The 2525-nt window shown below is 70.7% G+C and carries 1 protein-coding gene; it reads right to left on the bottom strand.

Annotated features, from left to right (window positions below; translation table 11 throughout):
- Positions 1–2525 (bottom strand): non-ribosomal peptide synthetase (locus tag IU459_RS36910; RefSeq protein WP_195134216.1); only part of this gene is annotated, 2525 nt, incomplete at both ends.

A 2525-nucleotide genomic window follows, 5' to 3' on the forward strand; every position in this document is an offset into this window, starting at 1 on the left:
TCCAGCGCGGCCTCGCCGCGACCGGCGACCGGCGTGCCGATGGCGATGTCGCTGGTGCCGCTGGCCCGCGCCAGCAGTACGGCGAGCGCGCTGTGCAGCACCATGAACAGCGAGGCGTTGTGCCTGCGGCCCAGCTCGACCAGGGCGCGCTGGGTCTCGCCGGAGATCACGAACGGGTAGGTGCCGCCGCGGTAGGAGGCGACGGCGGGGCGCGGCCGATCCGACGGCAGCACCAATTCGTCCGGCAGATCGGCCAGTTCGCGCGTCCAGTAGCGGATCTGGTTGGAGATCAGCGAACTCGGGTCGTCCTCGGCGCCGAGCACCTCGCGCTGCCACAGCGCGTAGTCGGCGTACTGCACCGGCAGCGCCGACCAGGCCGGGGCCTCCCACGAGGTGCGGGCGGCGTACGCCACCATGACGTCGCGGGCCAGCGGACCCATCGACCAGCCGTCGGCCGAGATGTGGTGCACCACCATGCCGAGCACGTACTCGGTCTCGCTGATCTCGAACAGCCGTGCGTGCAGCGGTACTTCGCTGGTCACGTCGAACGCCATCGAGGCCAGCTCGACCAGGTGATCGATCAGGTTGTGCTCGGTCACCGGCACCGGGGTCAGGTCCGGCACGATCTGCGCGGCGTCCAGCACCACCTGTACCGGGCCGCTCTTGGTCTCCGGGAACACCGTTCGCAGCGATTCGTGCCGGTCGATCACGTCGATGACCGCGACCTGCAGCGCGGCGATGTCCAGGTCACCGGACAGCCGGATAGGAATGGCTATGTTATAAACCGCCGAGGAGGTGTCGAACCGGTTGAGGAACCACATCCGCTGCTGCGCGAGCGACAGCGGCACCTGCTCCGGGCGCTGCCTGGCGACCAGCGCCTTGCGCGCGCCGTCGCCTGCGTGCGACTCCACCCGCGCGGCCAGCGCCACGACCGTGGACGCCTCGAACAGCATGCGCACCGGCACCCGGGTGTCCAGCGCGATGCCGAGGCGGGAGGCGACCTGGGTGGCGATCAGCGAGTTGCCGCCCAGTTCGAAGAAGTCGTCGTCCACGCCGACGCGGGAGATGCCCAGCACCTCACCGAAGATCTGCGCGACGATCTCCTCGATCGGCGTTGTCGGGGCGCGGAATTCGCGCACCTCGAACACCGGGGCGGGCAGCGCCTTGCGGTCCAGCTTGCCGGACGCGTTGAGCGGGAACGCCTCCAGCACCACGATCGCCGAGGGCACCATGTAGGCGGGCAGTTTCAGAGCAAGGAACCTCGTCAGCTCCACCGCCTCCACGGTCTGGTCCGTGACCATGACCACGTACGCGACCAGCTGGTCGCCCGCGACCGTGTCCAGCACCAGCACCACGGCCTGGGTGACGGCCGGATGCTCCAGCAGGGCGGCCTCGATCTCGCCGAGCTCGATGCGCTGGCCGCGGAACTTCACCTGGAAGTCGGTGCGGCCGATGTACTCCAGCGCGCCCGCGCTGCCGACTTCCGGATCGCGCGGCTGCACCCAGCGCACCAGGTCGCCGGTGCGGTACAGGCGGGAGCCGGGCGCGCCGAACGGGTCGGCGACGAATCGCTCGGCGGACAGGTCCGGACGGCCGTGGTAGCCGCGGGCGGTCTGCACGCCGCCGAGGTACAGCTCGCCGGGTACGCCGACCGGGACCGGATTCAGGCCCTCGTCCAGCACGTAGGTCTGCGCGTTCCACACCGGGCGGCCGATCGGCACCGTCGTCGGCGCGACCTCGTTGAGCGGCCACGCGGTGGCGTGCACGGTGAACTCGGTGGGCCCGTACAGGTTGTGCACCGCGGCGGTGGAGAACTGCCGGAACGCGGTGACGGTCGCGGGCGGCAGCGCCTCACCGGCGACGAGAACCGCACGCAGCGAAGCACATTCGGCCGTGGACGCGGCGCCGGCGAACACTGAGAGCATCGACGGCACGAACGAGGTCATGGTGACCCGGTGGCGTCCGATGATCTCCGACAGGTACATCGGGTCGCGGTGGCCGTCCGGCGCGGCGATCAGCATGCGGGCGCCGACGGCCAGCGTGCCGAACAGCTCCCACACCGACACGTCGAAGGTGACCGGCGTCTTCTGCAGGATCACGTCGGCGGGGCCGATCCGGTATTCGGCGGTGATCCAGGCGATCTGGTTGACCACCGAGGCATGGCTGACCGCGACGCCCTTCGGGCGGCCGGTGGAGCCGGAGGTGTAGAGCACGTAGGCCGTGTTGCTCGCACGCAGCGGTGCGCGGCGCTCGGCGTCGGTGACCGGTCCGTCGCCGAATCCGCTGAGGTCCAGGGTGTCCAGCGTGAGCACCGGGATGCCCGCGGCGGTGACGTTGTCGGCGGTGGTGGTCAGCACGCACACCGGCGCCGAGCTGTCCAGCACGTAGTCGGTGCGCTCGGCCGGGTGGTCCGGGTCGATCGGCACGTAGCCGCCGCCCGCGGTCATGGTGGCGTAGATCGCCACCAGCATGTCCACCGACCGGCGGATGCCGACCGCGACCAGCGACTCCGGGCCGACGCCCGC

The organism is Nocardia amamiensis, assembly GCF_015477605.1.
Lineage (GTDB): Bacteria > Actinomycetota > Actinomycetes > Mycobacteriales > Mycobacteriaceae > Nocardia > Nocardia amamiensis_A.